The organism is Halanaerobium sp. ST460_2HS_T2, assembly GCF_003337665.1.
Taxonomy (GTDB): domain Bacteria; phylum Bacillota; class Halanaerobiia; order Halanaerobiales; family Halanaerobiaceae; genus Halanaerobium; species Halanaerobium kushneri.
This window is the reverse complement of the sequence record NZ_QPJF01000001.1, coordinates 128,350-152,923: the sequence shown is the minus strand read 5'-3', so window position 1 is coordinate 152,923 and position 24,574 is coordinate 128,350. Positions and strand designations below refer to the sequence as shown.

The following is a 24,574-nucleotide window of genomic DNA, read 5'->3' as shown; positions in this document are numbered from 1 at the left end:
CATTGAAGCAGATTTAAATTATTTGAATAATAATTTTAAGTTAAAATTTAGGCTGAAGGGATGTGGAATAAATGGAAGATTTCTTTAAAAAAATTTATAAAGAATTACAGGGTAGCAAAAAGATCCTTACTGCAGTATTAACAGATATTGAGAGCGAAGAAATATCTCAGAATTTACTTGGTGAAATGTTTTTATTTGATGAAGAGGGCTTTATTGAATTTTCATCTGAAAAGCTTGAAAATGAACTGGAAAAGTTTTTTCTAAATGAAGATATTAAAAATCAGATTCTTGCTGTTGGGGAAGCCAAAAATGCTGATTCACAGTTAAAAGAGTTTAATTTGGATTCAAATAATAAACTTGAATTTTTTCTGGAACCAGTTGTTAATCAGCCTCATTTAACAGTTTTTGGGGCAGGTCATATTGCAGAGCCGCTTGTAAAAATCTGTAGTCTTTTAGATTTTAGCATTACAGTTGTTGATGATCGGGAGGAATTTTTAAACTTTGATAGATTTCCAACAGCAGATCAGCTGCTGCGTTTACCTTATAAGGATTATTTTACCAGTGCCAGGATTAGGGAGAATGATTATCTGGTAATTGTTACTCGAGGTCATCAGCATGATTATCAGGTTTTAAAAGAAGTTATTGATTCTCAAGCAAGCTATATTGGAATGATTGGCAGTTCTCGTAAAATAAAAACAGTTTACGATCAACTTATAAAAGATGGAATAAATGAAGAAAAACTGGCGAGAGTACATGCCCCAATAGGACTTGATATTGGCAGTGAGACACCTGCAGAAATCGCAGTGGCAATTGCAGCAGAGATAGTTGCTGTCAGGAGGGATAGGTAGTGAAAAAGGGGATCCTAGAAAAAATTATTAATTTAAAAGAAGATAATGTTAGGCTGGCCAGAGCATTTATTGTCCAGGCAAAAAGTTCTTCCCCCCGCAATACAGGAACTGAAATGATAATTACCGAAAATGGTGACACTTTTGGTAGTATTGGTGGAGGTAAAGATGAAAAGACTGTAATTGAAAAATCTCTGGACTTAATGAAAACAGGCAGGTCTGAAAAATTGAAATTAACATTAACTCGTAAAGAAGCTGCTGAAATTGGCTGGGTCTGTGGGGGACAGGTGGACATTTTTATTCAGGTTATTTCTTAATCCCCTGGATTATGAACAGATATTCAAAGTTGACACATTTACTAAAGATTGGTATAATTTTTATATAAATCTCCAGCTTAAATTTCAAAAAAGTGGTTTTTAAAGAAAATATTGATCTGGATGGAGGAACAATATGTACCCAAAAATTTTAATCACATCATTTAAAATTCCAACAGAAAAAATGGGGGAGCAGTATAAACTGGAGGGAGTTGAGTTTTCTCTGGTAACTCAGGATTACTCTGAAGCTTTAAGTATGGCAGGTGCTTTACCTATGATTATGCCCTATATTGAATCGAGAAGTGAAGATGAGCAGTATATTAGAGAATTTCTGGATGAGGTTGATGGAGTAGTCTTACCTGGTGGTAGCGATATAGATCCGGCTTTATATAATTCATATCCTCAGAAATATTTGGGCAATATTTCCCCTGAGCGTGATCGCTGGGAGTTGAAAATTTTACAAATGGCTATGGAAATGAAAAAACCAATTTTAGGAATTTGCCGGGGCTTTCAACTGTTAAATATCCTCTATGGAGGTTCCTTAAAGGTTGATGTTTGTGGTAATAATGCTGACAGTAAAATACCACATATGGCTTTAATGGTTCCTAAATATTATAAAACTCACAAACTAGAAATTAAAGAAAATACAAGACTGGCTCGAGTTTTTGCTGGAGAAGAAGTTGCAGTAAATTCCTATCATCATCAGGCTGTAGATAAGGTTGGTGATGGCCTAAAAGTTTCAGCTGTAGCTCCTGATGGTTTTGTGGAGGGGATTGAGGATCCTAATTATCCTTACTTAGTTGGAGTGCAGTGGCATCCAGAAATGATGGCTGCCAATGACCCGGTTCAGTTAAATTTATTTAAAGATTTTGTTGAATTTGTTAATCAGGCTAGAAAAGAAAATAAGTAAATAATCAAACGAGTACTTTAAGGAGGAAGTATAATGAAAAATAAGTTTTTAGTCTTATTATTAGTTTCTTTATTTATCTTTTCGTTCTTTACTGCTGTACAGGCTCAGGAAAAGGTGACCGAAGAATTTGTGATGGGAATCGAGGATGAGGTAAGTAATCTTGATCCTGGAGAAACAACTATCTCTGTTAATGAAAGAGTAGCATCCTTAATTTTTGATGGTTTAGTAGAATATGGAAAGGCAAATAAAATTGTTCCTGGAATTGCTAAAGATTGGACAGTTTCGGAAGATGGTCTTGAATATACATTTGAGTTACGCCAGGGTGTAAAATTTCATAATGGTCAGGAATTAACAGCTGAAGATGTCGAGTATACCTACCAGAGAATTCTTGATCCTGATTATGGTTCTGGTTTGAGAGCTAAAGTAGAGTCAATTGAATCAATAGAAGTAATTGATAATTATACGATTAAATTTACTTTAAGTGAACCATATTCTCCCTTTATTCTGGGGATGACCTTTGGTATTGTACCAAAAGAATATGCCGAAGAAGTAGGGGACGAAGAGCTCGGCCGTAATCCAATTGGAGCTGGACCTTTTAAGATGGAAGAATGGGATGCAGGTAATCAGATAGTTTTATCTGCCTTTGAAGATTACTGGAATAAGGTACCAAATATCAAAAAATTAGTAATTAGATCCATCCCAGAATCTGCAACTCAGGCAATGGAACTCCGTAGCGGCGGAATTGACTTTGGTGTAAATCTGGATGTAGGACAGCTGGAATCTTTTATAGATAATCCTGATTATCAGGTTAAGTCGGCTGCAGGTGCAGGTATTAACTTCCTGGGCTTTAACTTTGATATGCAGCCAACTCAGGAACGTAAGTTTAGAGAAGCTGTATTACAGGCGGTTCCTTTTGACCAGATAATACCTCAGATTTTCGGTGTTTTAGGTGAGAGAGCTTATTCAATGCTGCCGCCCACACTCTGGCCAGAAGACAGGGAGTTCTTAAAAGAAAATGCTGTTGGTTTTGATCCAGAAGCAGCAGCTCAAAAGTTTGAAGAACTAAAAGCTGATGGTGTAATTCCTGCAGATTATGTGGCTCAGGTTTATGTATCAAACAGCAGGCCAAACCAGGTTAAAACTGCCGAAGCAATGGTTACTGCTTTAAGACAGGCAGGACTAAATGCTGAAGTTAATGCTATGGAATTTGGAACAATGTGGGATATGCTGGGACGGGGAGAAATTGGAATGTTTTTCTTAAGGTTTGTTTCCGATCCAGATCCTGATTACTGGTTATATAGATTCTTTAAATCTGATGGTTCATTAAACAGAGCCTTTTATGAGAACGAGCAGGTAGATCAGTGGTTGGAAGAGGCCAGAGCAACTTCTGATCAGGCAGAGCGAGAGGAACTTTATAATAAGGTTTTAAGAAAAGTTCTAATTGAAGATCTTGTGTTCCACCCGCTTGCTCATTCAACTCAGATATATGTTATGCAGGATAACGTAAAAGAACTTGAACCAGGAAATTCACTTTTAATTCCGTTAGTTACTCCCACAGCAAATGTATATAAAGAGTAAGATTTTAAATAAAGCAGAGAATTAAAAGAAAGTGATTTTGTAAATAAAAAGATAAATTATTTAAATTACTATGCAGATAGTTGAATCTATCTGCATAGTCTTTTTAGAAAGAGGTGAATAATTTGTTTGCTTATATAATTAAAAGACTGCTCTGGTTAATACCTGTTGTAATTGGTGTTTCCTTAATTTTATTTGGAATTATGCAGCTTGTTCCGGGCAATCCAGCGGCTATTATGCTGGGAACTAATGTAACACCTGAGGCTATAGCAGCTTTAAATGAAAAATTTGGTTTCAATGAGCCCTTTCACATCCGTTATTTTTTAATGCTGAAGAATTTTCTGACTGGAGAGCTGGATTCAATCTATTATGGTGATCAAGTTATTAATATAATTGGTCGTCGCTTAACAGCTACTATTGAATTAGGTTTACTCTCTCTAATTATTGCTGTTCTGGTAGCAATACCGACTGGAGTGATTGCCGCGGTTAAAAAGAATTCTTTATTTGATCTGATGAGTATGTTTATTGCAACGATCGGTATTTCTGTTCCAGCCTTTTTTACAGGTATTATTTTTATTTATATATTTTCAGTTTATTTTCCTATTTTACCTTCATCCGGGTATGGGGGCCGAATTTGGACTTTAAGTGGGTTAAGGCATTTAATTTTACCAGCTTTTGCCTTAAGTACAGTAATGATTGCTTCTACCAGTCGAATAACCAGATCTTCAATGCTGGACACAATGAAAGAAGATTATCTGGTAACAGCTCGTTCTAAGGGTGTTGCTGAAAAAATTATTATTTTGAAACATGCTTTTCGTAATGCTTTGATCCCAATTATAACTAATATTGGGAACCAGCTGGCTATGATGTTTGGAGGAGCAATTCTAATTGAATCAGTTTTTGCCTGGCCTGGTGTAGGAAGACTGGCTGTCAAAGCTGTGGAGTCCAGAGACCAGCCTTTAGTTTTTGGGTCCATTTTAATTTTATCGATACTTTTTGTTCTGGTAAATTTACTGGTAGATGTCATTTATGTATTTATTAATCCCCGGATTAGTTATAAATAGCAGTGGAATGAGGTGTTGAAATTTGAAAAAGAAATTTATTTTATTTATACTATTATTGATTCAACTTTATATAAATTATAAAAACTGGTTTATAGAGAGTAAAATTTGGAGTAGTCTTGAATATAAATTTGCTACTGTTTTTTCGATAATTCTAATTTTTGTTTTGTTATTACTGTTAGTTAAAAAGAGTATATTCATTAAGTTACGAGAAAATGCACTTTATGCAAAAATGTTTAAAGAATTTAATAAAGGTTATGGGGGTAAGATTGCAGTAATTATCCTGGCACTTATATTCTATGCTGCTTTTATGGCACCTTTTATTGCTCCTTATTCACCAACGGAAATTGATTACAGTAATATGACTTATTCAGCACCTTCTTTAGAGCACTGGTTTGGTACTGATGATTTTGGAAGAGATATGTTTTCCAGAGTTCTTTATGGAGCAAGAATTGCTCTGGGGGTAGGATTTGCTGCTGTTTTAGTTAATGCCAGCCTGGGTGTTAGTCTTGGTCTGCTTGCTGGTTATTATGGTGGTAAAGTGGATATGATAATTATGCGACTGGTAGAGATTTGGAATTCGATTCCATTTATTTTGCTGGCTCTGGCTATAATTTCCGCACTGGGAACAGGAATTTTTAATATTATAATTGCTGTTGGTGTTACTGGTTTAATTAATTTTTCAAGACTAACTCGCTCTGTAGTTTTCCAAATTAAAGAAAAAGAATATGTTTCTGCTGCTAAGGCACTGGGAGCAAGTGACCTGCGAATTTTATATAACCATATTTTGCCCAATTCGATTTCTTCTTTAATAGTACTTTCTACTTTAAGAATTGGTATTTCAATTCTGGTTGTGGCGGGTTTAAGTTTTCTGGGGCTTGGTATTCAGCCTCCAACTGCTGCCTGGGGAACAATGTTAAATAGAGGACAGGAATATTTGATCCAGGCTCCCTGGATGTCAGTTTTTCCGGGACTGGCAATAATTATTACAGTTCTAAGTTTTAACTTGCTTGGTGATGCCTTAAGAGATGCACTTGATCCACGTCAGCTGGATTAAAGTGCAGCTTTGATTTTTAATAATATTTTTAAATAAGATTTTGAAAAGAGGTAAAAATTACTATGTCACAACAGGAGAAAAAGATAGATGATCAGGACTATCTTCTGGCAAAATTAAATGATTCAAGTTTAAAAGCTGGAATAAAAGATGCTTTTCCAATAATTTTGGGTTACCTTCCAATTGGCCTCGCTTATGGAATGCTGGCTGTTAATAAAGGTTTAACACCACTGCAAACTACAGCTATGTCCCTTTTTGTTTTTGCAGGATCGTCTCAGCTGGTTGCAATAGAAATGATTGCTGCGGGGGCCGCTGTGGCAGCTATAGTTGCAATGACTTTTCTTGTTAATTTACGTCATCTTTTGTTATCTGCTTCTTTAAGTCTTCATTTGCGAAATTTACCTTTTTATTATTATCCTTTTTTAGGATTTTTGGTAACTGATGAGTCGTTTGCAGTTTCAATGAGTAAACTGGAGAACCAGAAGAATAAACAGAGATATTTTGTTGGACTTGGTTTTACAGCCTATCTGGGCTGGGTCTTTAGTTCCGCGGCAGGAGCTTTTTTAACTGAGTTTATTAATTTTGGTAGCGGAGGTGCCCTGGATTTTGTTCTTCCGGCAATGTTTGTGGTTCTTTTGGTAATGCAGATCAGTTCCAGCAGTGAAATTATTGTTGCGGTTTTTTCTGGTCTTTTATCACTGTTTTTTGCGCTGGTTATTGATGGAAGTTGGAATATTATTTTAGCTACTGTACTGGCAGCTTTTTTAGGGGTGTATATCAGTGGAAACAGTTAAATTTATAATTATGGTGGCCGGAATGGTTATTGTAACTTTTTTACCGAGAGTACTGCCGCTTTCAATACTTGGAAATAAGGAACTTCCCGAACGAGTAGTACTCTGGTTAAGCTTTATCCCTGCGGCTGTACTGTCTGCACTTCTGGCGCCCTCTATCCTGCTCAAAAATGGAAGCATTTATCTAAGTTTGGACAACACGGCTTTAATTGCTTTTTTTCCAACTTTATTTGTGGCATATAGAACTAAAAATATATTTTATACAGTCAGTGGAGGTTTGATTTTTTATTTCATCTTAATGCTTATTTTTTAAGAGCTTTAATGAAGATTATAAAGTAGGTTTCGATTATTTTTACTGTCTGATATTTTTCAAAAAATTTGAATTGGGGGATTTAAAATGGAAATTAAAGTTGACTTATTTAGTGATACTGGAACCAGACCATCTCAGGATATGAGGAGATTTATGGCTGAGGCTGAAGTGGGTGATGAGCAGTTAGGCGAAGACCCGAGCGTTAATCGTCTCTGCCGAATGACAGCAGAAATGCTGGGTAAGGATGATGCAGTATATTTACCTTCCGGGCTGATGGCAAATCAGATTTCTTTTGCTGTTCATACCAGTCAGGGTGATGAAATAATAATGGATCAAACCGCGCATCCGATTCATTATGAGAGTGCGGCTCTTGCTGTCATTTCGGGGGCTTCAATTAAGCCGCTGGCTGGAGAAGGTGGAATTTTTACTGCCCAACAGGTTAAAGAAGCAATTAGAGAAAAAGACTATCACAGTCCGCAGACAAAAGTAATATCAATTGAACAGACCACCAATCTTGGTGGTGGACGTATCTGGCCTTTAGCAAGAATCAAGGAAATAGCAGAAGTCGCTGGGGAAAGAAATTTAAAGATGCATATGGATGGAGCTAGAATGCTAAATGCTGCTGTTGAAGCAGAAGTAGATCCTGCTGAATATGGTCAATATTTTGATTCAATCTGGATTGACTTAAGTAAAGGACTTGGAGCTCCAGTTGGCTCAGTACTTGCTGGTTCGGCAGAATTTATTGAACAGGCTCGTTACTGGAAGCAGAGGCTGGGAGGAGCAATGAGGCAGGCAGGAATTATAGCAGCAGGTGGAATTTTTGCTTTAGAGCATAATGTTGCTAGATTAAAAGAAGATCATAAACATGCTAAAATGCTGGCAGAAACAATTGCAGATCAAAAAGGTCTGGATATTGATCCAAAAACAGTTGAAACTAATATTGTTCTTTTTTCTGCTGCTGAAGGTAAAGCAGATTTATTTGCAGACGAACTACTTAAAAAAGGAATTAGAGTTAGCAGGCTTGAGGGCAAATTACGTGCTGTAACTCACTTAGATTTAAGTTTAGAAGATATTCGCTATGCAGTAAAACATATTGAAAAAACAGCCAGAGAAGTTTTTGTTTAAATTAAATTTTAAAAAAGGCAGGATTTTAGATTTCTGTCAAGAATAATTTAATATGACTTAATTAATTATATCGATAAACTTAACTTTATTAAATTTAAAAGAGGAGAGTGAGTCCAATGGAACAGGTGTATGAAAAAAAGCGTGAACAACTTCTTGATGATCTCAGTGATATGAGTGAAGTTGCAGAGGAAATGCTGCAGAATGTTATTAAAGCAATGGACGATTTGAATGTAGAAAAAGCTCACGAAATAATTGAACGAGATGATGTTTTAGATAACTACCTAATCACAATAGAAGAAGAAGTTTCGCGCTTGTTGACTCTGGATCAACCCCTGGCTTCCGATACCTGGTTTAGTATTGCTATGATTAAAATTGCAAATGATTTAGAAAGAATTGGGGATCAGGCAACTAATATAGCAGAAATCTTACTTGAATTAAAACATGATGGAATTATGAAACCACTTGTTATGATTCCGGAACTGGCTGATATTGTAACTGATATGCTGGATGTAGTTTTAGAATCATTTTCTACCAGGAATTCTGACCTGGCAGAGGCGGCCTGCAGAATGGACGAAAAAGCAGATAATCTTTATGAAGATATTTATCATAAAGCTATTAAAATGATAAGTCAAAAAGAAGATAAAGATGAAATCAAACAGATAGTTCAACACATCAATTTAGCTAAGTCGCTGGAGCGTGTAGGTGATCATGCAACTAATATTGGTGAGGAGACTATCTTTATTGTTACAGGTAAAAGAGTTAAGTATTAAATATATTATTTATTATATTGAAGTATAGTTTAGTATAGAGGATTAGAACAAAATTGCTTGTATAAATTGAATAAACTAAAACGGCCTGTTTTTACAGGCCGTTTTTTCTAAATAGAGGTTAAACATAAAGGTTTAATTTTATCGGGCAGAATTTAAAATAGCCTCTTTAACAACTTCAGCAGCTATTATTCCAATTTGATTGGTATCTGCTTTTATTTGATTAGAAGCCAGAGTAAAAATGCTGTCTCCATCCAAAAGAGTGTGAACAGGATAAATAGTACGGCTTAAACCACTCTGTGCCATCATTGAAATCCGGTTTGCTTCCGCTTTGTTTAAAATAGCATTAGTTGCTACTACTACCAGTGTTGTATTTTCTCGTAAAAATCCAAGATTAATTTCTGGTTGGTTAATAATCATTTTTTCGGTATCGATATAATTTCCCTCATTATCCCTGGCTCCAGCAATTATTTTTGAAATTTCGGGGTTTTTGATATCACCAAAAGCGTTGACAACTGACATTGCAGCTACAACAAGATCTCCGGTCTTTTTAGCTGCATGCCCCAGTGCTGTTTTGCTGGCGTTATTCATTCCATTTATTTTACCACAGGTTGCTCCAGTTGCTGCCCCTATACTTTCATTTTTCTGTCTGGAACTATCAGCACTAAGACAGGCCTGATAAGCCATTTCTGAATCTGGATATTTATTGCTTTTATATTCCAAATCATAAATTACTGCTGCAGGAACTATAGGCACAACTCCACCGCCTGTCTGGAAACCAGTATTTTTTTCTCTTAAATATTTCATAACTCCACCAGCTGCATCAAGACCATAGGCACTGCCACCACTTAAAAAAACAGCATTAGCTTTATCAACTGCAGCCCGGCTGTCAGTTAAAGCAATTTCCCTGCTTCCTGGTGCACCCCCACGAACTTCCGCTCCAATAGTAAAATCTCCTTCAGCCAGGATTACGCTGCAGCCAGTTCCCGCCTTTTGATTATCAGCATGACCAATTTTTATACCCTCAATAGCTGTTAAGTCATTATTCATTTTTCGCCCTCCCTGTGATGTTTCGTTATGTCAAAAATCTTTTCTTAAAAAAATTATAACATTTTTAGATGATTTTTTTTAGTTTGGCAGGAAAATTAATTCTTATATCAAATATTATAAATAGAAGTAATAATTTTCAAAAAAATATGGAGGTGGAATTTGTGAAGTTCAAAAAACTATCTATTACCTTTTTGACTCTGATTTTAGTTATGACTCTATCTTTTACTATTCTGGCGGAAGAGGTAGACATAAGGATTTATCATGTAAATGATGTTCACTCCAGAGTAGAAGATGATGATTATGCTGGCAGTATAGGTTATGCTAAAATGGCAACCTTGATTAAGAAAGCCAGACGAGAGATGGGAAATGTGATGTTTCTAGATGCTGGTGATAGTTTCCATGGTCAAACTATTGCCAACATAAATGATGGAGAAGCTATTAGCAATATCCTTGATTTGATGAATGTAGATGCTCTAACTCTGGGTAATCATGATTTTAACTATGGTCAGGCCCGATTAGAAGAATTGGCTAATATGAGCAACTTTCCTTTTTTAGCTGCTAATCTGGTTCGAGAAGATGGAGAAGAGATTCCCTATAAAAAAGATTATATTATAAAAGAATATGATGGGGTAAAAGTAGGAGTTTTTGGTCTGGTAACTCCAGAGACTGCTTATAAAACACACCCCAAAAATGTTGAAGGACTTGTATTTGAAAACCCAATTACTACTGCTAATGCTGTGGTAAATGAGTTAAGAGGTAAAGTTGATGTTATTGTTGGATTAACTCACCTGGGAATTAGTGAAGGAAGTAAATATACCAGTAAGATGGTAGCAGAAGAAGTACCAGGGATTGATTTAATAGTTGACGGCCACAGTCATAATGTTTTAAAAGAAGGTATGATGGTTAATGATACAATGATTGTTATGGCTGGAGAATATTCTAAATTCTTAGGTTATGTAGATTTAACTGTAGATAATGGAGAACTCACAGATATTAAAGCCAATTTAATTACTAGAGAAGAGACTGCAGATGTAGAAAAAGACTTTATTATTTCTACAGTTGTTGACCGTATTAATAGAGCCAATGCTGCTATAACTTCTCAAACAGTAGGAGTTACCAGGGTTGAACTTAATGGTGAACGAGGAAATGTTCGGACAGGTGAAACCAATCTTGGTAATTTAATTACTGATGCTATGAGAGCAAAATTAGATACTGATGTAGCAATCACCAATGGTGGTGGAATTAGAGCCTCTATTGACAGAGGTGAAATTACTCAGGGAGAAGTTATAACCGTTCTGCCCTTTGGTAACACAGCTATGGCGATTGAAATTAGTGGAGCTAAACTAAGAGCCGCCCTGGAACATGCAGTATCTGAGTATCCTGCTACTGAAGGACTTTTCCCCCAGGTATCCGGGATTAAATTTACATTTAATGGTGATGCGGAGCCAGGTAATAGAGTCCAGCAGGTCTGGGTTGAGGGAGAAGAATTGGAACAGGATAAGATGTATACAGTTGCTACTAACGATTTTATGAAAGCGGGTGGAGATGGTTATACAATGTTTACTGATGCTCCAATCGTAAAAGAAGCTGGAGGCTTAGAAGAAATAGTAATGGAATATATTGAAGCTAACTCTCCTGTAGCTCCTGTAACAGAAGGCAGAATAGTGGCTGAATAAAATCGGTCGTCACCGGAATTAATCGATATTCGTTGAAAAAGTTGAATAAATTAAAAAAACCTTCTGCTGATTTTTTAGATAGCAGAAGGTTTTTTATCTTAAGATATGTGAAAATAATCATTTGGATTAAGATTCGATATAGATTGGTTTTTCTGCTATAATAATGAGTAGATTGCTCAGTTTAAATTAAGCAGGAAAGATAAAGGAGTTACTGATAAGTTAAAATGAAAAAACAGAATGAGGCTTTAAATAAAAGAAAAAAAGCGAAAGAATTAGAAAATCCTAGAGATCAGTTTATGGTTATTTCAAAGAGAGATATGAAAAAAAGAGGCTGGAAACAGCTAGATTTTATTATTATTAGTGGTGATGCTTATATTGATCATCCATCTTTTGGCACAGCCATTATTGCCAGAGTACTGGAAGATGCTGGTTTTAAGGTTGGTATAATAGCTCAGCCAGACTGGCGCTCGACTAAAGATTTTAAGCAGCTGGGAGAACCCAGATATGGATTTTTAGTAACTGCAGGTAATATGGATTCAATGGTTAATCATTTTTCAGTTTCTAAACATCGCAGGAATTATGATAATTATTCTCCGGGAGGAGAAAGTGGTTATCGTCCTGATCGGGCAACTATTGTTTACAGCAATCGTCTGCGGGAAGCTTATGCTGATATTCCAATTATTATTGGTGGAATTGAGGCCAGCCTGAGGCGGTTTGCTTATTATGATTACTGGGATGAAAGTGTGCGGCGCTCAATACTATTTGACAGCCGAGCTGATCTTTTAGTTTATGGAATGGGAGAAAAACAGATTTTAAAAATAGCTGAAAATTTAGAAGCAGGGCTGGAGATAAAGTATATAAATTATCTTCCAGGAACAGCATTTATTGCTGATGGGCTCGATTCATTATATGATTTTGAAATTTTACCTTCCTATGAAGAAGTGAAAAATAGTAAAAAACAGTATGCCTATGCTTACAAAATAGAATACTTAGAACAGGATCCAATTAGGGGCCAGCAGCTGGTACAGCAGCATGGTAATCGCTATCTAGTGCAGAATCCACCGGTTGAACCTTTAAATCAGGAAGAATTGGACCATATTTATAGTCTTCCCTACCAGCGAGATTATCACCCTGTTTACGAAAAAGACGGTGGAGTACCGGCAATAAAAGAAGTTAAATTTAGTCTTGTTAGTTCTCGTGGTTGTTTTGGAGCCTGTTCATTTTGTGCAATTTCCTTTCATCAGGGCAAAATGATGACAGCTCGCAGTAAAGAATCACTAATTCAAGAGGCTAAAAAAATTACTGAAATGGAAGATTTTAAAGGTTATATTCATGATCTTGGAGGTCCAACTGCTAATTTTCGCAGGCCTTCCTGTACATCTCAACTTTCTCAAGGTATGTGCCGGGGCAAAGAATGTATGTTTCCTGCTCCCTGCAGTAAGCTGGAAGTTGATCATAAAGAGTACTTTGAAATTTTAAGAGAGCTGAGAAATATTCCTGGTATTAAAAAAGTATTTATTCGCTCAGGTATTCGTTTTGATTATTTACTACAGGATGAAGAGAGTCGCAAATACTTAAAAGAACTGGCAGAACATCATGTCAGCGGCCAACTTAAAGTTGCTCCTGAGCATGTTTCAGACAGTGTATTAAGTTATATGGGAAAGCCGGGTATTGAAGTTTTTGATAAATTTAGAGAAGCTTTTTATCAGGTTAATAACGAAATTGGTCTGGAGCAGTATTTAATCCCGTATTTTATTTCCAGTCATCCAGGAAGTCGTCTGGAAGATGCGGTTGAACTGGCAGAGTATTTAAGAGATATAAATCACCATCCAGACCAGGTTCAGGATTTTTACCCTACTCCAGGAACGATGGCTACAGCAATGTACTACAGTGGCTATGACCCGAGAACAATGGAGGAAGTTTATGTGGCCCGTTCAAAAGAAGCAAAAAAAATGCAGAGAGCTCTGCTGCAGTATCATAAAAAAAGAAATCATCAAATAGTGCGTAAAGCTTTAAAAATGGCAGGCCGCAGGGATTTAATTGGCTATCATAAAAAAGCACTTGTGCCACCAACGCACTAATAAGGAGGAGTTTTAATGTCTACAGTAACAACAACAGATAAATATAATTTACTACTGGAGAGTTTAACTGAATTAGAACCACTTATAATTGCCTTTTCCGGTGGAGTTGACAGTACTTTTTTGGCTGCTGCGGCAACAAAAGCAGGAGTGGATTTTGAAGCTGTCACAGTCAATACTCCCTTTGTTCCGGAAAGAGAAATTAAAGAAGTAGCAGAATTGGTAGAAAAATTAGATTTAAAACATCAGCAGCTGGAAATAGAACTCAGAGAATTAGAAAAAGCTGTTGAAAATAATTCTGATCGCTGTTATCACTGTAAAAAAGTTATTTTCAATAAAATTATAGATTATGCGGCTGGGAAAACTGTAATTGAAGGTTCAAATGTAGATGATCAGGGAGATTATCGTCCTGGTCGGAAAGCTCTCAAAGAGCTGGGAGTTAAAAGTCCAATGTTAGAGGCTGGATTAACCAAAAATGAAATTAGAGAGCTTTCAAAAAAACTTGGCCTCTCAACCTGGAATAAACCCAGTATGTCTTGTCTGGCGACCAGAGTTTCCTATGATGATAGGATCAGTGCAGATAAGCTGGAAAAAATAGAAATTGCTGAGGAATTAATGCATAGAATGGGTTTTGAACAGTTTAGAGTTCGAGACCACAGCAATCTGGCCCGGATAGAATTGTCAGAAGCTGATAGAGAAAAAATCTTGGATTTAAAATTAATGGATAAATTGTCTGATAAATTACAGAAATTAGGCTTTCAATATGTTACCTTAGATCTATCAGCATATAAAAGTGGGAGCATGAATAAGGAAATTTTGGAGGCAAAAGATGAATAAAGAGGACATAAAATTATTATTAGAGAAAGTTAAAGAAGGGGAAATAGAGGTTGATCAGGCAGCAGCTTCATTAAAAGATCTTCCTTTTAAAGATCTTGGTTTTGCCAAGGTAGACAATCACCGTAGTTTACGCAACGGATTTCCTGAAGTTATTTACTGTGAGGGAAAATCTCTGGATGAGATTGAAGGTATAGTTCGGGAAATGCTCAAACATGATAATAATATTTTAGCAAGTAGAGCTGGCAAAGAGGTTTATCAAAGAATCAGAAAAATTGCACCAGAGGCAGTCTATCATGAGCGGCCACAGATGATATTTATAGAAAAACAGCCATTAGAAAAAACTAAAAGTAAAATCTTAGTAGTTAGTGGTGGAACTTCCGATATTCCAGTGGCTGAAGAAGCAGTAATAACTGCTGAAGCACTTGGTAATTCTGTTGAACGTTTATACGATGTCGGTGTAGCCGGAGTTCACCGTCTTTTAGGTAATTTAGAGAAGTTAAATGCAGCTGAAGTTATTATCACAGTTGCTGGTATGGAAGGTGCTCTGGCGAGTGTAGTTGGGGGTCTTGTTGATAAACCAGTAATTGCCGTACCAACAAGTGTCGGATATGGTGCTAATTTTGGTGGAGTTTCAGCACTTTTAACAATGCTCAATAGTTGTGCCAGCGGGATAGGTGTTGTCAACATCGATAATGGCTTTGGTGCCGCTTATTTAGCCAGTACAATTAACTTACAGATAGAAAAAGCCAGGAAGGAAGGATAAGATGGAAAATATATTATATTTTGATATAAATTCAGGAATCAGTGGAGATATGACAATTGCATCTTTACTAGATTTAGGATTGGAACAGGATAAATTTTTAAAAGAGTTAAAGAAGTTAAACCTTGCAGGTTATGAAATTAAGATTTCTACTGTTCAGAAAAATGGAATTACAGCTACCGATTTTAAAGTTATTCTGGAAGACGAGAGTCATCCTGATCATCATGAACATAGTCATGAGCATAGTCATGGGCACAGTCATCATCATAATGATCATCAAGATAATGATTCTGAACATCATCATAAAGGTGGCTGCCAGGGATGTGGTAATCATGATCATATTCATCGTAATTTCAATGATATTAAAGAATTAATTAAAGAAAGTGAGTTAAATGAAAATGTACAGGAACTGGCAATTAATATTTTTGAGAAAGTTGCCAGAGCCGAAGCAAAAGTTCATAATAAAGAAATTAATCAGGTTCACTTTCATGAAGTAGGTGCGGTAGATTCTATAGTTGATATTGTAGGAACTGCAATTTTAATCGAGATGATTAATCCTGATCATATTTATGCTTCTCCAGTATCATTAGGAACCGGTTTTGTAGATGCTGCTCACGGCCAGATTCCAGTTCCAGCGCCAGCAACAATAGAAATTCTGCAGGATGTACCTGTTTATTCGACTGGAGTTAGAGGGGAGCTTGTTACTCCAACAGGGGCAGCTATTATTAAAACACTGGCCGAAGAGTTTCTGCCTGTACCTGAGCTTAAAATTACTAAAATAGCCTATGGTGCTGGTAAGAAGGATTTTGAAATTACTAATTTATTAAGAGTATATCAGGCCAAAAAAAAAATGAAGAAAAACTATTAATTCTGGAAACAAACATTGATGATATGAGCGGAGAAATTTATTCCTATCTCTTTCCCGAATTACTGGCTGCCGGCGCCAGAGATGTTTATCTAACTAATATTATGATGAAAAAGAATCGACCGGCCCAAAAACTTACTGTTCTGACACCTGCCTCCTGCCGTAAAAAAATAGAGGAAATTATTTTTAAAGAAACAACAACTCTAGGGATCAGGCGCAGGCAAGTTGAGAGAAGCTGTCTGGAACGTAAATATTTAAAGTTGGATTCATCATTAGGAGAAGTAACAATTAAAGCCGCTTATTATGAAGGGGATTTAGTTAAGTTTGCACCTGAATACGAAGAGTGTCAAAAAATTGCCCGAAAAAAAGGGATAAGATTACAGGAAGTTTATGATCTGCTTAAAAGAGAGGCAGCGGAAAAATTGTTTTAGAAATTGAATAACTAGATTAAATGAGAGTGAGTGATGTCTAATTGCTCACTCTTTTTTATATTTATTTTTCAAATTAAGCAGGAATTTCGACAAAAATAGATAATTTTATATATAGATTTAATTAAAAATTTCGAATCTTTATTCAATAATCAAATTTAGCATTCTTTGGCTGTATTTATCAAACAAAATAAGGAGGAGTATTTATGAAATTTAAAAGTTTTGTTCTGGCAGGTATCCTGGTTCTGGCTTTATTGTTAGCAGTATCAATGCCAACTTTTGCTCAGTCTGCTGAAGATTATAAGATGGTATTGTTATTGCCTGGTTCAATCGATGATCAGAGTTGGAATGCTACAAACTACAGTGGTCTTGTTGCTGCAAATGAAGAATTAGGAACTAATATTGAGTATGTAGAAAACGTTCAGGCAAGTGATTTTGAGTCAACAATGAGAAATTACGCACAGCGAGGTTATGACCTTATTTTAGCTGCCGGTACTCAATTTGATGAAGCTGCTCAGAGAATTTCTGAGAGCTATCCAGAGACAACTTTTACAGTTGTGAATGGAGTAATTGCTCAAGAACCCAATTTAAAGCCGGTAATGCCGAAAGAGTATGAAGCAAGTTTTCTGGCCGGTATAATAGCAGGTCATGTTACAGAAACTAATAAGCTAGGTTTAGTTGGTGGTTTTCCAAATAGACAGATGATCAAACTTTTAAATACCTATGTTTGGGGAGCAAGAACTGTTAATGAAGATGTAGAAAGTATTAGATCCTATGCTAATAGCTGGAGTGATGTTTCTTTAGGAAATCAGATGGCTAATTCAATGATAGATGATCAGGCAGATGTTTTATTCTTCTATGCCAACGAAGTGGGTCTGGGTGCAATTCAGGCTGCAGATGAAAGAGGAGCTAAGTTTATTGGTTTTGCTTCTAATCAGAACGATGTAGCCCCCGGTACGGTACAGGCCAGTGTCTATCTCAACTTTGAAGGCCTTTATGTCTGGATAGTTGAAAACTTTATGTCAGGAGAACTGGAGCCGATCGTAAACGAAGTTGGTGTTAATCAGGGAATTGTAGAAGTTGTTTATAGTGATCAGATTGGTGAAGAAGTTAAAGCAGATGTAGAGAAGGCAACTGAGGCAATAAGAAATGGTGATGTTTTAGATTACTTCTCACTATCACCAGAAGCGCTTGATAAATAATTTAAATTTCAATTAGAGATATTAATCTGGATCGGTTTAGGGGGTCTATTAGGCCTCCTAAATCTTGTTATAGTAAAAAATTCAAAAATGGAGGATTTTTTATGCAGAAAAGAAAAAAAGCATTTGTCGAAATGAAAAATATTAAAAAGGTCTTTCCAGGAGTAATTGCAAATGATAATATATCTCTAAAAATAAATAATGGTGAAGTTGTTTCTCTACTCGGCGAAAATGGGGCAGGAAAAACTACACTGATGAAAATTTTGTATGGAATGCATCAGGCGGATGCAGGTACTATCATTGTAGAAGATAGAGAAGTTAAAATAAATTCTCCTCACAGGGCAAGAGAATTGGGCATTGGAATGATTCATCAGCATTTTACTTTAGTACCTGTTAATACGGTAGTAGAAAATATTATGCTTCCCCTAAAAGGGAAATATCAGCCTGAAAATATGAAGAAGCAGATTAATAATATAGGTAAAAAATATGGCTTGAATGTTGACCCTGAAGCTTTAATTAGTGATTTGCCTGTTGGTTTTCAGCAGCGGGTTGAAATTATTAAGGCTTTAATTGGGAATTCTAAGTTACTGATTATGGATGAACCAACAGCTGTTTTAACACCACAGGAAACAGAAAGACTATTTGATTTTATTAGGGAATATAAGTCCGAAGGTAATTCAGTTATCTTTATAACTCATAAATTAAATGAAGTAATGGAAATTTCGGATAGAATAGTTGTTTTACGAGATGGGAAAAAGATAGGAAGCATTTCTAAAAATGAGGCAGATAAAAAAAGATTAACTAAAATGATGATCGGAAGAGATTTTGATTTTGGTATTGAAAAAATAAAATCTCAAACGGGAGAGAAAATATTAGAAATAGAAAATATTTTCCTAAGCAGTGAAAAAAGAGGACAAATCTTAAATGGACTTTCTCTGACTATTAAAGCTGGTGAGATATTTGGTGTTGCTGGAGTAAGTGGTAATGGTCAGGAAGAACTGGCTGAAGCTGTAGCAGGGTTAAAAAAAATTGATCAGGGAGATATACTATTAGATGGAAAATCAATTAAAAATTGTTCGGTTCAGCAAATAATTAATAGGGGAGTTGGTTATATTCCTGCAGACCGGCATCGAGTTGGTCTTGTACTTGATATGGATCTGGAGGAAAACTTAATACTTAAAAGCACCTATAACAGAGATTATTATAAGTATTTACTTTTTAACAAAGAAAGATTGGCAGAAAATGCTGAAAGCAAAATAAAAGATTTCGATATAAAAACAGCTTCTACAAAATCTTCAGTTAGATCACTGTCTGGGGGTAATCAGCAGAAGGCAATCATTGCCCGGGAAGTTTCTGTTGGCAAAAAATTATTAATTGCCTCCCAACCAACCCGTGGTCTTGATTTTGGGGCAGCTGATTATGTAAAAAAAACACTAGAATCGGAAAAAAGAAATGGCAAAGCAATTCTGCTTTTTTCTAACGAATTATCCGAAATCATGGAACTTTCTGATCGAATTGGAGTAATTTACGAAGGGAAAATCATGGAAACTTTTGCCAGAGAAGATGCCCAAATTGATAAAATTGGGCTCTTGATGACTGGAGTAAGAGGTGAAAAAAGTGGAGACTAAATCACAAAATCTAAAAGATAAAATAATAATTAATTTAAATGAAAATGTATTTTTAATAATTAGTACTTTTTTTTCTATATTTTTAGGGCTTGTGGTCAGCGGTTTATTGATGTTACTAATGGATCATAATCCGATTACAGCCTATAAACAGATAATTGAGTTTGCTTTTATTGATTCTTATAATATCGCAAATATTTTCGCTAAGGCAACTCCTTTAATTCTAACCGCTCTTGCTTTTGGCTTTGCTTTTCAGGCAAAATTATTTAATATTGGTGCTCAGGGACAGTTTTATATTGGCAGTATTGCAGCAGTATTTATTTCTTTAAAGTTTGGGTGGTTGCCCTCCTTTTTTGTTATAAGCTTCAGTCTACTTTTAAGCCTGCTGGCAGGAGGATTATGGGCCTCAGTTATTGGATATTTTAAAGCGAAATTTAATGCGAATGAGTTTTTGGTCAGTATGATGTCAACATATGTTGCTATTGCAGTAATGGATTTTCTGGTTAGAGGTCCGCTGCAGGAGAGTAAAGGAGAATATCCTCAGACTAATGTGATAGCTGATTCTGCAAAAATTCCGGCAGTGATTTCCCGGACTCAATTTCATTATGGTTTTTTTATTTCTATTTTTGTGGTCTTCGTGATCTATATTTTATTATGGCATACCCGACTTGGTTTTCAAATTAGAGCGGTTGGTCAAAATAGAGATGCTGCCAAATATGCCGGTTTTAGTGAAAAGAAAATTTTTGTTATTGTATTTATGATTTGTGGCGCTTTAGCTGGATTAGCTGGATTTATGCAGGTAAATGGAATTAATCATATGGTAATTCAGGGTTTTGAACCCAATATTGGGGCTACAGGTATTGGAGTTGCTATTCTTGGTAATGCAAATCCCTTTGGTATTGTACTGGCAGCTCTGCTCTTTTCGACTATGGAAGTTGGCGGTTTAATGCTTACTCAAACCAGTACTCTACCCTCAAGTATAATAGGAATCACTCAGGGGCTGGTAGTAATTTTTGTTGTGATTTCTTATTTTATTAATCATAAGTTTAAAGTGTTTAGAGCAAAGAAAAAACTTATGAAAGGGGATGAGGATTAAGATGGCAATAATATTATTATTATCAAGAGCATTACAGATGAGTACTCCCCTGATTTTAGGATCTATAGCAGAGGTTTATTCTGAAAAAACCGGTGTTATGAATATTGCAATTGAAGGGGTGTTTTTGATCGGCGCCTGGGCTGGTTTTGTAGGAGCTTTTACTACAGAAAATATTGTGATAGGTTTTCTTACTGCTCTTCTGGCAGGAATGATAGTGGGTTTAGTCTATGGTTTTATTACAATTATTTTAAAGCAGCACCAGATTGTTACCGGTGTGGCCTTAAATATCCTGCTGGCAGCTCTGGCCGTTTATTTATATCGGGTAATTTTTGGAGTAAGAGTGACTCCTTTAAAAATTAAGCCTTTAAGCCGGCTGGCTCTGCCTTTACTTTCGGATATTCCGGTTGTAGGAGAGATTTTATTTAATCAAAATGTTATGACTTATATTGTTCTGCTCTTTGTCCCGCTTGCCTATTATGTTTTATATAAGACAAGAATAGGTCTAATTATTCGTTCCACAGGAGCAAATCCAGAAGCAGTAGATGCGGCCGGAATAAAAGTAGAAAAAGTTAGATATTTAACAATTATTGTAAGCAGTGGTTTCGCTGCTTTAGCCGGATCATTCTACACACTTGCTTTTTTAGGTATGTTTTCACAGGATATAATTGGCGGTAGAGGCTGGATTGCTTTTGCTATTTGTTTTTTAGGTAACTGGCATCCAGTAGGCGCACTTCTTGGGGCTTTAGCCTTTGGTCTGGCAGATGGTTTATCAGTATTTTTTCAGACAGCCAGTGTAAAAATAATTCCTAACGAGTTTATAATTGCTCTTCCATATATTTTAACTATTGCTGCAACAGTAGCCAGAAAGAGTTTTAGTGTTCCCGAATATTTAGGGGTTCCCTATGTTAAAGAAGAAAATTAATAAAATAAAAGATTAAGCTGTTTTGCCTGCAGATATTCTGCAGGTTCTTCTTTTAAAGCAGGAATTATTATAATTATCAAGAAAGATAATGATAGCACTAAATAAAATATTGGTTTATGAAAGGTGATTTTGAATGTCAGAATTAAAGAGATTTGGAGTTTCAATAGAAGAAAATTTGCTCCAGAAATTTGATCAGTTAAATGAAGGTATATATAATAATCGCTCTGAAGCAATTAGAGATTTAATTAGGAATAAAATAATTGCAGAGGAAAATACAAAAAAAGATGCAGATGTTGTAGGTACAATCACTCTGATTTATGATCATCATCAAACCGGTTTGACCGACAGGATGAATCAACTTCAGCATGATTATCACTGTCTTTTTAAGACAAATCTGCATCTGCATCTAGATAGAAATTACTGCCTGGAAGTTATAGTTGTTGAGGGTCTGCAAAGTAAGTTAAGGAAAATAAGTTCTAAGTTAATTGCCTTAAAGGGTGTTAAACACGGTAAATTAACTGTAACTAAAATTGAGGGAATGGAAAATTGATTTAGCTTTCTGTTTTTGTCCCGAAGGCATTAATCATTTTAAATAATATAATTATTATTGAAACTCCTGCAGTAATCACTACTGCCATATTGGAGTTCTCATAACCAAGCTGGGCTCCAATAATTCCAGTTAAGGCCCAGATAAAAACTAGAGCAAAAGGAATATTTTTATATTTATCTAGAATTTTGACTGCGATAAATAATCCGATCAGGATTCCTATAATTGCTGCAATGCTTAAAAAATTAGCTGGCCAGTTATCATTAAAATAGACTAATAAAGCCATAAAATTAGCTATGGAAGCAATAGTTACCCAGGCAGTATAGATACTGAAAGGCAGTTTTAAACCAAGATATTCAGCCCTTTGATATTGCTGATGCTGATGCAGTCTTTTAAATATTTTAAACAGAGAAAATGGAAGAAGTAAAATTATAATCATTGATAGTGGAATCTGTTTGTGATGCCAGAGATAAAGCCAGCTCATATTGGCCAGTGATGCGATAATAAAGTAAGGACCTGTTGAAAAATTTTTGTTTATTTCACTCTGGCCCAGAAATTGATAAATAATAAAAATAATTAGCAGAGTGTAAATTACCCCCCAGATAGAAAATGTAAATCCCGCTGGTGTAAATGGATTTTGATATAAGGCAGAAACTTCACCACTTGTAACCCCATTAATTGGCAAATAATTTGCCAGAAAGTTAACAAATATAGTCAGCAGTAAGAATACTAAATTAACTATTTTAAGACCGATCTTATTTTTCGCCATTAACTCACCCCTTTAAATTTTTGTTCAGATTTTTAATTTAGATTTTAATATTGGATGACAGTTGGGATTCTATATTCTGTTGCCAATAACATCTATATTTTATATTTCTTTTTAACTTTATTAAGTCCTGCAAAGTTATAATCATATCAGTACATTATCATGCTAAAGAACAAAAGAAAAAATATTGAAAAAATTTACACAAAGCCCTTGCAAAATAATTTTAAAGTAGTATAATGAACTTGAACCGACAGAGAGTGAGTAGCTGAGTTTACTATTAGGTCGGTGGTTTATATTACTTGGAACAAAGTAGATGTGCAGCGAGTATGTTCCCTCAACAAAATTATTAAGGGGGGCATTACTAATGAGAACTATTTTTAAGCACAAGCGCGCTCACAAGGATCACAAGGAACAAATCAATGTTAACACTAAGTCTGACACAGAGGCACATGTTAAACTAAAAGATAGCGCCTTGATGGATTACTACATGATGGGTGGCTATTAAAATCAAAAAGAAAGAATTAAGACCCGGGGCTTTTTGCCCCGGTTTTTATGTGTTTTAGTCAGAAAAAAATTTCATACAATTTTTGAAATAATTGAGTTAATTGTTTGACTTTTAAAAATACTCCTGTTATAATTATTTTGGAAGCGGTTCCAAATTTATTTTTTTATGGTTTTGGAAGTGGTTCCAATAAAACAAAATTTTAAGGGGGATTTATTAAATGAAATCTTTTCGTTCAATTGTTTCAGTTTGTTTAGCTTTATTTATGATTTTAGGTCTTAGTGCAGTTGGTTTTGCTCAGGAAGTGGAATTAGAGTTTTTTCAGAATAAGAGAGAAGCTGTTGAAACTTTTGACAAATTAATTGAAAAATTTGAAGCAGAGAATCCAAATATTGATATTAAACAAAATCATGTGCCAGAAGCAGAAACAGTTTTAAAATCAAGATTGGCTAAAAATAATATACCCGATATTATGGGCCTGGGAGGTAATTTTACTTATGGTCAAATCGCTGACGCCGGAATACTAAAGAATTTTGATCAGGCTTCATATTTAAGTAATACTCAAACAGCCTATCAGGAAATGCTTCAGGATTTACATGAAGGAAGCACTAACTACGGTGTTCCTTATACAGCAAATGCAAATACTGTTTTATATAATAAAGATAAGTTTGAAGAACTTGGTTTAGATATTCCACAGACATGGGACGAATTTATCCAGACAGCAGAAACTATTCAGGAAAATGGTGGAACTCCTTTTTATTTAACATTTAAAGATGCCTGGACTATTATGGTTCCCTGGAATTCTTTAGCTGCCAATTTACATGGAGAAAACTTTATTGAACAGCGCTTAGAAAATGAAACTACTTTTGAAGACAGGTATCAAAAGGTGGCTGAAAGAATTTATAAGCTTTTAGATTATGGTCAGAATGATATTTTTGGTTATGGTTACAGCCAGGGGAATCAGGCATTTGCCAATGGAGAATCATTTATGTATATCCAGGGTGTTTGGGCAATTAATCCGATATTGGAATCAAATCCTGATTTAAATCTGGGAGCATTTGCTTTACCAGCAGTTAATGAAGCAGATGAAAATATGCTGGTCTCTGGTGTAGATACAGTATTAACTATGAACAAAAACACTGACCATCCAGAAGCAGCAGAAAAGTTTATTAAATTCTTATTGGAAGAAGAAAATGCTCAATTCTATATTGATGAACAGATGACTTTCTCTGCAGTAGAAAATGTATTTCAGGAAGACCCCACAGTTGTTGATTTAAAGACATATTTTGAAAGTGGAAATATTGCGCCTTTCCCTGATCATTACTATCCATCTGGAATGCAGGTTCCTAACTTAATTCAAGGTTTCCTACACGAAGGTGATGTGGAAGAATTCTTAAATACTCTTGATTCAGAATGGAATAAGGTACAGTCCAGATAAGAAGTTAAAGTCTTTAATATAGGAGTTCTTCTC

The 24,574-nt window shown here is 35.5% G+C and carries 23 protein-coding genes and 1 pseudogene; 22 read left to right on the top strand and 2 right to left on the bottom strand.

Going from position 1 to position 24,574, the window contains the following annotated elements:
• Positions 1-71: 71 nt before the first annotated feature.
• From DFR80_RS00720 to phoU, 10 genes are all read left to right on the top strand, one after another.
• Entirely contained in the window at positions 72-848 is a 777-nt protein-coding gene (locus tag DFR80_RS00720) for an XdhC family protein (RefSeq protein ID WP_076545489.1), read from the top strand.
• Positions 848-1,162 (top strand): XdhC family protein, encoded by a 315-nt coding sequence (locus tag DFR80_RS00715; RefSeq protein WP_076545490.1) that lies wholly within the window; start codon positions 848-850, stop codon positions 1,160-1,162. The genes DFR80_RS00720 and DFR80_RS00715 overlap by 1 nt, the downstream gene beginning before the upstream one ends.
• A gap of 133 nt (positions 1,163-1,295) precedes the next feature.
• Positions 1,296-2,069 (top strand): gamma-glutamyl-gamma-aminobutyrate hydrolase family protein, encoded by a 774-nt coding sequence (locus DFR80_RS00710; RefSeq protein WP_076545491.1) that lies wholly within the window; start codon positions 1,296-1,298, stop codon positions 2,067-2,069.
• 33 nt (positions 2,070-2,102) lie between these two features.
• On the top strand, positions 2,103-3,647 hold the full coding sequence (locus DFR80_RS00705) for an ABC transporter substrate-binding protein (protein ID WP_076545492.1): 1,545 nt from the start codon (positions 2,103-2,105) through the stop codon (positions 3,645-3,647).
• Between the two features lie 122 nt (positions 3,648-3,769).
• Complete coding sequence (locus tag DFR80_RS00700) at positions 3,770-4,708, top strand: ABC transporter permease (RefSeq protein ID WP_076545493.1); 939 nt, start codon at positions 3,770-3,772, stop codon at positions 4,706-4,708.
• Between the two features lie 229 nt (positions 4,709-4,937).
• Positions 4,938-5,762, top strand: a complete 825-nt coding sequence (locus DFR80_RS00695; protein WP_233493641.1) for an ABC transporter permease — start codon at positions 4,938-4,940, stop codon at positions 5,760-5,762.
• A 62-nt stretch (positions 5,763-5,824) separates the two neighbouring features.
• Complete coding sequence (locus DFR80_RS00690) at positions 5,825-6,553, top strand: AzlC family ABC transporter permease (protein ID WP_114488918.1); 729 nt, start codon at positions 5,825-5,827, stop codon at positions 6,551-6,553.
• Positions 6,540-6,863 carry an AzlD domain-containing protein gene (locus DFR80_RS00685; RefSeq protein WP_114488917.1) on the top strand — a complete coding sequence of 108 codons (324 nt, stop codon included), beginning with the start codon at positions 6,540-6,542 and terminating at the stop codon, positions 6,861-6,863. Before DFR80_RS00690 ends, DFR80_RS00685 begins: the two co-directional genes overlap by 14 nt.
• 84 nt (positions 6,864-6,947) lie before the next feature.
• Entirely contained in the window at positions 6,948-7,985 is a 1,038-nt protein-coding gene (locus tag DFR80_RS00680; RefSeq protein WP_114488916.1) for a low specificity L-threonine aldolase, read from the top strand.
• Positions 7,986-8,101: 116 nt separating this feature from the next.
• Entirely contained in the window at positions 8,102-8,755 is a 654-nt protein-coding gene (gene phoU / locus DFR80_RS00675) for a phosphate signaling complex protein PhoU (RefSeq protein ID WP_076545497.1), read from the top strand.
• Between the two features lie 138 nt (positions 8,756-8,893).
• Here phoU and DFR80_RS00670 read toward each other — a convergent pair whose 3' ends face one another.
• Positions 8,894-9,802: a P1 family peptidase gene (locus tag DFR80_RS00670; protein ID WP_114488915.1), complete on the bottom strand. Its 909-nt coding sequence runs from the start codon at positions 9,800-9,802 to the stop codon at positions 8,894-8,896.
• A 161-nt stretch (positions 9,803-9,963) separates the two neighbouring features.
• Here DFR80_RS00670 and DFR80_RS00665 point away from each other — a divergent pair, with 161 nt between their 5' ends.
• The 10 genes and pseudogenes from DFR80_RS00665 (at position 9,964) to nikR (ending at position 21,838) form a co-directional block, all read left to right on the top strand.
• Positions 9,964-11,478: a bifunctional UDP-sugar hydrolase/5'-nucleotidase gene (locus DFR80_RS00665; protein ID WP_114488914.1), complete on the top strand. Its 1,515-nt coding sequence runs from the start codon at positions 9,964-9,966 to the stop codon at positions 11,476-11,478.
• Positions 11,479-11,774: 296 nt separating this feature from the next.
• Positions 11,775-13,559, top strand: a complete 1,785-nt coding sequence (locus DFR80_RS00660) for a YgiQ family radical SAM protein (RefSeq protein ID WP_369862538.1) — start codon at positions 11,775-11,777, stop codon at positions 13,557-13,559.
• A gap of 15 nt (positions 13,560-13,574) precedes the next feature.
• A complete protein-coding gene (gene larE, locus DFR80_RS00655) occupies positions 13,575-14,393 on the top strand; it encodes an ATP-dependent sacrificial sulfur transferase LarE (RefSeq protein WP_114488912.1) in 819 nt (272 codons plus the stop codon).
• Positions 14,386-15,156 carry a nickel pincer cofactor biosynthesis protein LarB gene (larB, locus tag DFR80_RS00650; RefSeq protein ID WP_114488911.1) on the top strand — a complete coding sequence of 257 codons (771 nt, stop codon included), beginning with the start codon at positions 14,386-14,388 and terminating at the stop codon, positions 15,154-15,156. The genes larE and larB overlap by 8 nt, the downstream gene beginning before the upstream one ends.
• 1 nt (position 15,157) lies before the next feature.
• Positions 15,158-16,449: pseudogene (gene larC / locus DFR80_RS00645) on the top strand (nickel pincer cofactor biosynthesis protein LarC).
• Between the two features lie 203 nt (positions 16,450-16,652).
• Complete coding sequence (locus DFR80_RS00640; RefSeq protein ID WP_076545503.1) at positions 16,653-17,648, top strand: BMP family protein; 996 nt, start codon at positions 16,653-16,655, stop codon at positions 17,646-17,648.
• A gap of 101 nt (positions 17,649-17,749) precedes the next feature.
• The gene (locus tag DFR80_RS00635) at positions 17,750-19,273 is read left to right on the top strand and encodes an ABC transporter ATP-binding protein (protein WP_076545504.1); all 1,524 of its coding nucleotides are present in this window, start codon (positions 17,750-17,752) and stop codon (positions 19,271-19,273) included.
• Positions 19,263-20,366, top strand: coding sequence for an ABC transporter permease (locus DFR80_RS00630; protein WP_199505742.1), 1,104 nt, complete (start codon positions 19,263-19,265; stop codon positions 20,364-20,366). Before DFR80_RS00635 ends, DFR80_RS00630 begins: the two co-directional genes overlap by 11 nt.
• Position 20,367: 1 nt before the next feature.
• The gene (locus tag DFR80_RS00625) at positions 20,368-21,288 is read left to right on the top strand and encodes an ABC transporter permease (protein ID WP_076545505.1); all 921 of its coding nucleotides are present in this window, start codon (positions 20,368-20,370) and stop codon (positions 21,286-21,288) included.
• 133 nt (positions 21,289-21,421) lie between these two features.
• On the top strand, positions 21,422-21,838 hold the full coding sequence (gene nikR, locus DFR80_RS00620; RefSeq protein WP_076545506.1) for a nickel-responsive transcriptional regulator NikR: 417 nt from the start codon (positions 21,422-21,424) through the stop codon (positions 21,836-21,838).
• Between the two features lies 1 nt (position 21,839).
• Here nikR and DFR80_RS00615 read toward each other — a convergent pair whose 3' ends face one another.
• Positions 21,840-22,604 (bottom strand): tryptophan-rich sensory protein, encoded by a 765-nt coding sequence (locus tag DFR80_RS00615; RefSeq protein WP_076545507.1) that lies wholly within the window; start codon positions 22,602-22,604, stop codon positions 21,840-21,842.
• A gap of 361 nt (positions 22,605-22,965) precedes the next feature.
• Between DFR80_RS00615 and DFR80_RS15165 the strand changes: the two genes are divergently transcribed.
• Both DFR80_RS15165 and DFR80_RS00610 read left to right on the top strand, forming a co-directional pair.
• Positions 22,966-23,106, top strand: a complete 141-nt coding sequence (locus DFR80_RS15165) for a hypothetical protein (protein ID WP_158537662.1) — start codon at positions 22,966-22,968, stop codon at positions 23,104-23,106.
• 217 nt (positions 23,107-23,323) lie between these two features.
• Entirely contained in the window at positions 23,324-24,541 is a 1,218-nt protein-coding gene (locus tag DFR80_RS00610; RefSeq protein ID WP_233493639.1) for an ABC transporter substrate-binding protein, read from the top strand.
• Positions 24,542-24,574 lie beyond the last annotated feature (33 nt).

What these genes read in the sequence shown, in the direction of transcription:
- DFR80_RS00690 (WP_114488918.1), top strand. Translation starts at nt 5,825, where the DNA reads ATGTCACAACAGGAGAAAAAGATAGATGATCAGGACTATCTTCTGGCA.
- DFR80_RS00670 (WP_114488915.1), bottom strand. Translation starts at nt 9,802, where the DNA reads ATGAATAATGACTTAACAGCTATTGAGGGTATAAAAATTGGTCATGCT.
- DFR80_RS15165 (WP_158537662.1), top strand. Translation starts at nt 22,966, where the DNA reads ATGAGAACTATTTTTAAGCACAAGCGCGCTCACAAGGATCACAAGGAA.
- larE (WP_114488912.1), top strand. Translation starts at nt 13,575, where the DNA reads ATGTCTACAGTAACAACAACAGATAAATATAATTTACTACTGGAGAGT.
- DFR80_RS00615 (WP_076545507.1), bottom strand. Translation starts at nt 22,604, where the DNA reads ATGGCGAAAAATAAGATCGGTCTTAAAATAGTTAATTTAGTATTCTTA.
- nikR (WP_076545506.1), top strand. Translation starts at nt 21,422, where the DNA reads ATGTCAGAATTAAAGAGATTTGGAGTTTCAATAGAAGAAAATTTGCTC.
- DFR80_RS00635 (WP_076545504.1), top strand. Translation starts at nt 17,750, where the DNA reads ATGCAGAAAAGAAAAAAAGCATTTGTCGAAATGAAAAATATTAAAAAG.
- DFR80_RS00640 (WP_076545503.1), top strand. Translation starts at nt 16,653, where the DNA reads ATGAAATTTAAAAGTTTTGTTCTGGCAGGTATCCTGGTTCTGGCTTTA.
- DFR80_RS00610 (WP_233493639.1), top strand. Translation starts at nt 23,324, where the DNA reads ATGAAATCTTTTCGTTCAATTGTTTCAGTTTGTTTAGCTTTATTTATG.
- DFR80_RS00710 (WP_076545491.1), top strand. Translation starts at nt 1,296, where the DNA reads ATGTACCCAAAAATTTTAATCACATCATTTAAAATTCCAACAGAAAAA.
- larB (WP_114488911.1), top strand. Translation starts at nt 14,386, where the DNA reads ATGAATAAAGAGGACATAAAATTATTATTAGAGAAAGTTAAAGAAGGG.
- DFR80_RS00660 (WP_369862538.1), top strand. Translation starts at nt 11,775, where the DNA reads ATGGTTATTTCAAAGAGAGATATGAAAAAAAGAGGCTGGAAACAGCTA.
- DFR80_RS00625 (WP_076545505.1), top strand. Translation starts at nt 20,368, where the DNA reads ATGGCAATAATATTATTATTATCAAGAGCATTACAGATGAGTACTCCC.
- DFR80_RS00680 (WP_114488916.1), top strand. Translation starts at nt 6,948, where the DNA reads ATGGAAATTAAAGTTGACTTATTTAGTGATACTGGAACCAGACCATCT.
- DFR80_RS00695 (WP_233493641.1), top strand. Translation starts at nt 4,938, where the DNA reads ATGTTTAAAGAATTTAATAAAGGTTATGGGGGTAAGATTGCAGTAATT.
- DFR80_RS00720 (WP_076545489.1), top strand. Translation starts at nt 72, where the DNA reads ATGGAAGATTTCTTTAAAAAAATTTATAAAGAATTACAGGGTAGCAAA.
- phoU (WP_076545497.1), top strand. Translation starts at nt 8,102, where the DNA reads ATGGAACAGGTGTATGAAAAAAAGCGTGAACAACTTCTTGATGATCTC.
- DFR80_RS00705 (WP_076545492.1), top strand. Translation starts at nt 2,103, where the DNA reads ATGAAAAATAAGTTTTTAGTCTTATTATTAGTTTCTTTATTTATCTTT.